General features: G+C 78.1%; 1 protein-coding gene. It reads left to right on the top strand.

Features of this window, described 5'->3' with window-relative positions:
• The coding region (locus ACWEQL_RS40700; protein ID WP_452156385.1) for a type I polyketide synthase at positions 1-5,280 on the top strand (5,280 nt) is incomplete at both ends.

Raw genomic sequence — 5,280 nt, 5'->3', positions numbered from 1 at the left:
GCCGCCGTCCCGGGCGCCGGGGCCGTCGGCGGCGCCGGAGCGGCCTCGCTCGGTGAGCGGCTGGCCGCCCTTCCGGTGGCCGAACGCGGCGTGCTGCTGCGGGAGTTGGTCCGCACCGCGACGGCCACCGTGCTCGGCCACAGCGGGCCGGACGCGGTGGAGGAGGAGCGCTCGTTCACCGAGCAGGGCTTCGACTCGTTGGCCGCCGTCGAACTGCGCAACCGGGTCAACGCGGCCACCGGCCTGCGGCTCTCCAGCACCCTGGTCTTCGACCACCCCACCCCGGCGGCCCTGGCCGGGCACCTGAGGGCCGAACTGCTGCCCGAGGAGGGCGAGCCGGCCCCGGAGACGGTGGTCGCCCGGGTGGCGCCCGACGACGATCCGATCGCGATCGTCGGCATCGGCTGCCGCTACCCCGGCGGAGTGCGCTCCCCCGAGGACCTGTGGCGGCTGGTCGCCGACGGCGTGGACGCGGTCGGCCCGTTCCCGACCGACCGCGGCTGGAACGTCGAACGGCTCCACCACCCCGACCACGGGCGGCCCGGCACCTCCACCGCCCGCGAAGGCGGATTCCTGTACGACGCCGCCGACTTCGACCCCGCCTTCTTCGGGATGAGCCCCCGCGAGGCGCTGGCCACCGACCCGCAGCAGCGCCTGCTGCTGGAGACCGCCTGGGAGGCCGTGGAGCGCGCCGGGATCGACCCGGCCACGCTGCGCGGCAGCCGGACCGGCGTCTTCGCGGGCGTGATGTACGACGACTACGGCGCGCGGCTCAGCCAGGCCCCCGAGGCGCCCGACGGCTACGAGGGCTACCTGGTGAGCGGCAGCGCCGGCAGCGTCGCCTCCGGCCGGGTCTCCTACGCCCTGGGCCTGGAGGGCCCGGCGGTCACCGTGGACACCGCCTGCTCCTCCTCGCTGGTCGCCCTGCACCTCGCGGGCCAGGCGCTGCGCTCCGGCGAGTGCACGCTCGCCCTCGCGGGCGGGGTCACCGTCATGGCGACGCCCGCCACCTTCGTGGAGTTCAGCCGCCAGCGGGGCCTGGCTCCCGACGGCCGCTGCAAGCCCTTCGCCGCGGCCGCCGACGGCACCGGCTGGGCCGAGGGCGCCGGGGTGCTGGTCCTGGAGCGGCTCTCCGACGCCCGGCGCAACGGGCACCCGGTGCTCGCCCTGGTCCGCGCCACCGCCGTCAACCAGGACGGCGCCAGCAACGGCCTCACCGCCCCTAACGGCCCCGCCCAGCAGCGGGTGATCCGCGCGGCCCTCGCCACCGCCGGTCTCACCGCGGCCGATGTGGACGCGGTGGAGGCGCACGGGACGGGCACCCGGCTCGGCGACCCGATCGAGGCACAGGCCCTGCTCGCCACGTACGGCCAGGGCCGACCCGAGGGCCGGCCGCTGTGGCTAGGCTCCGTCAAGTCCAACATCGGCCACACCCAGGCCGCGGCCGGCGCGGCCGGTGTGATCAAGATGATCGAGGCCCTCCGGCACGGCCGCCTGCCCGCCAGCCTCCACCTGGACGCGCCCAGCCCGCACGTCGACTGGTCGGCGGGTGCGGTGGAACTGCTCACCGAGGCGCGGGAGTGGCCGGAGGTGGGGCGTCCGCGGCGGGCGGCGGTGTCCTCGTTCGGGATCAGCGGGACCAATGCGCACGTGATCCTGGAGCAGTCGCCGGTTGTGCCGGAGCTCGCTGTGGAGGTTGCTCCGGTGGTGGTGGCGTGGCCGGTGTCGGCGCGTTCGGAGGTGGCGTTGCGGGAGCAGGCGCGGCGGTTGCTGGCCTTCGCGGAGGAGCGTCCGGGGCTGGAACCGGTCGCGGTGGGGCGGGCGTTGGCGTTGACGCGGTCGTCGTTCGAGCGGCGGGCCGTGGTGCTGGGCGCCGGGCGCGCCGAACTCCTGGACGGGTTGCGGGCGTTGGCCGAAGGCTCCGAGTCGTCGGGGTTGGTGCGGGGTGAGGCGCTGGGTGGTCGGACGGCGTTCGTGTTCACCGGCCAGGGCAGCCAGCGCGTCGGTATGGGTCGGGAGTTGTACGAGGCGTTCCCGGTGTACGCGGCCGCGTTCGACGAGGTGGCGGAGGCCTTCGGGCCGTATCTGGAGCGGTCGTTGAGGGAGGTGGTGTTCGAGGAGACCGGTCTGCTGGACCGCACCGCGTACACCCAGCCCGCCCTGTTCGCCGTCGAAACGGCCCTGGTGCGGCTGCTCGCCGCCCGGGGTGTGCGCCCCGACGCGGTGCTCGGCCACTCGATCGGCGCCGTCGCCGCCGCCCACGCCGTCGGGGTGCTCACCCTGCCGGACGCGGTCGCCCTGGTCGCCGCCCGCAGCCGGCTGATGGACGCGCTGCCCGCCGAGGGGGCGATGCTCTCCTTCCGCGCCGGTGAGGAGCGGGTCCTCGCCGCGCTGGACGGCCACACCGCGGCCGCCTCGGTGGCCGCCGTCAACGGGCCGCTCGCCACCGTCGTCTCCGGTGACGAGGACGCCGTCCTGGCCGTCGCGGCCCGGCTCTCCGCCGAGGGCGTCAAGGCCAGGCGGCTGAAGGTCAGCCACGCCTTCCACTCCCCGCTGATGGAACCGATGCTGGACGACTTCCGGGCCGCGCTCGCCGGGCTCGCCTTCGCCCGCCCGGCCGTCCCCTTCGTCTCCGACGTCACCGGCCGCCCGGCCGACCCCGAGCAACTGGCCTCGCCCGACTACTGGGCCGGCCACGTCCGCGGGACGGTCCGCTTCGCCGACGGCGTCCGCGCGCTGCACGAGCTCGGCACCACCCGTTACCTGGAGATCGGCCCGGACACCCTGCTGACCACGCTCGTCCAGGACGTCCTGGCCGAGGAGAACCCCGTCACGGCGGCCGTGCTGCGCCGCGACCGGCCCGAACCGCTGACCCTGGCCGCCGCGTTGGCCACCGTGCACACCGCCGGCGCCACCGTCGACCGGGCCGCCCTGCCCGGCGGCCCCGAGGACGGCCCCGAGGACCGCCCGGTGACCGTGACCGGACTGCCCACCTACCCGTTCCAGCGCACCCGGTACTGGCTGGACGCCCCGGCCACCTCCGGGGACGTGGCCGCCGCCGGACTCGGCTCCGCCGGCCACCCCTTCCTCGGCGCCGCCGTGGAACTCGCCGACGGCGCGGGCACCCTGTTCACCGGCCGCCTCGCCCTGGGCGAGCACCCCTGGCTCACCGGGCACGGCGTCGCCGGCGCCACCGTGCTGCCCGCCACCGCCCTGCTCGACCTGGCCCTGCACACCGGGCGCCGGGCCGGCGTACCGGTGGTGGCCTCGCTCGACCTGCACGCGCCGCTGCTCCCGCCCACCGGGGAGGCCGTCCACCTGCAGCTCGGGCTCGGCCCCGAGGGCCCCGGCGGCGAACGCGAGCTGCGGATCCACGCCCGCCCCGACGGCGGGACGCGGTGGACCCTGTACGCCTCCGGCACCCTCGCCCCCGAGGCCACGGCCCCGCACCCGCCGGCCCCGCCCGTACCGGCCTCGTCCGACTGGCCGCCGCCCGGCGCCCGTCCGGTCGACCCCGAGGAGCTCTACCCGGCCCTCGCCGCCCACGGCCTCGACTACGGCGGCGCCTTCCGCGCCGTCACCGCGGCCTGGCGCCACCCGGACGGCTCGCTCTCGGCCGAACTGGCCGCCCCCGCCGAGGGCGCCCGCGAGGCGGACCCCCGCTTCACCGTCCCGCCCGCCCTGCTGGACGCCGCCCTCCACCCCTGGGCCCACGCCGGGCTCCCGGAGGACGGCCGGACCACCCTGCTGCTGCCCGCCGCCTGGCACGGCGTCCGGCACCTCGGCATCCGGCACCACGGGGGTGCGGCCGCCGGGCCGCTGCGGGCCCGGGTGGTACCCGAGGGCGAACGCCGGGCCGCGGTGACCCTGCTCGACGCGACGGGCACCCCGCTGCTCCACGTCGCCGCGCTGGAGCTCGCCGAGGTGCCGGCCGCGCGGTTCGCCGCCGCCCGCGGCGCGGACCCGCTGCTCGTCCCGGACACCGTTCCGCTGGCACTCACCGACGGGGCCGGGCCCGTCGCGGTGCTGGGCGATCCCGGGCTCGCCGGCCCGCTCGCCGAGGCGCTCACCGCCCGGGGCCGCGAGGCCCGCGCCTACCCGACGGCGGCCGAGCTGGCCGCCGACACCGGCCGGCCGGTCCCGGCCATCGTGCTGCTGCCGTTCGCCCCGGCCGAGAGCGCCCCGGCCGAGAGCGCCCCGGCCGGGGGCGCCGGGGCCGAGGTGCCGGACCTGGTCCGGGTGGCCACCGTCCGGGCGCTGGCGCTGCTGCGGGAGTGGCTCGCCGAGCCCGTCCTCGAAACGGCCCGGCTCGCCGTGCTGCTCCCCGCCGCCCGGCCCGGCACGCCCGAGGCGCTCGCCGCCGCGTCGGTCGGCGGCCTGGTCCGCTCCGCCGCCACCGAGAACCCGGGCCGGGTGCTGCTGGTCGACACCGATCTGCCCGCCGACGGCCTCGCCGGGCTCCCCGCGGTCGCCTGGCCGGCCGACGAACCGCAGGTCCTGGTCCGTGACGGCCGGGTCCTCGCCCCGCGGCTGACCCAGGCCGGCCCCGGCCCGGACGGCGCGGCAGCCCCCGTGGGCGGCGCCTTCGGCACCGGCACCGTGCTGGTCTCCGGCGCCTCGGGCGCCCTCGCCGCAACGGTGGTGCGCCACCTCGTCGCCGCCCACGGGGTGCGCTCCCTGCTGCTGCTCAGCCGCAGCGGCGCGGCCGACCCCGGACTGGTCGAGGAGCTGACCGGGCAGGGCGTGCGGGTGGCCGCGGCCGCCTGCGACGTGGCCGACCCGGCCGCCGTCCGCGCCGCCCTCTCCGGCCTGCCGGACGAGCTGCCGGTCACCGGGGTGCTGCACGCCGCCGGAGTGCTGGACGACGGCCTCCTCCAGGGGCTGACCGCCGAGCGGCTCACCGCGGTGCTGCGGCCCAAGGTCGACGGCGCCTGGGCACTGCACGAGGCCACCGCCGACCTGCCGCTCACCGCCTTCGTGCTGTTCTCCTCGGTCGCCGGGGTGCTCGGCACCGCCGGTCAGGGCGCCTACGCGGCCGCCAACTCCTTCCTGGACGCGCTCGCCCTGCACCGCCGCGCACTGGGGTTGCCCGCGCTCTCCCTGCCGTGGGGCCTCTGGGAGGGCGAGGGCATGGGTGAGGCGCTGAGCCCCGCCGACCGGGCCAGGATCGCCCGGATCGGCATCGCCCCGCTGCCCGCCGCGAGCGCGCTCGCCCAGCTGGACACGGCCCTCGCGGACGGCCGTCCGGTCACGGTCGCCGCCCGGCTGGCCGCGCCCGGC

This window comes from Kitasatospora sp. NPDC004240, assembly GCF_053603215.1.
Note: the sequence above shows the minus strand (reverse complement) of the source record. Positions and strands in the feature narration are given on the sequence as shown.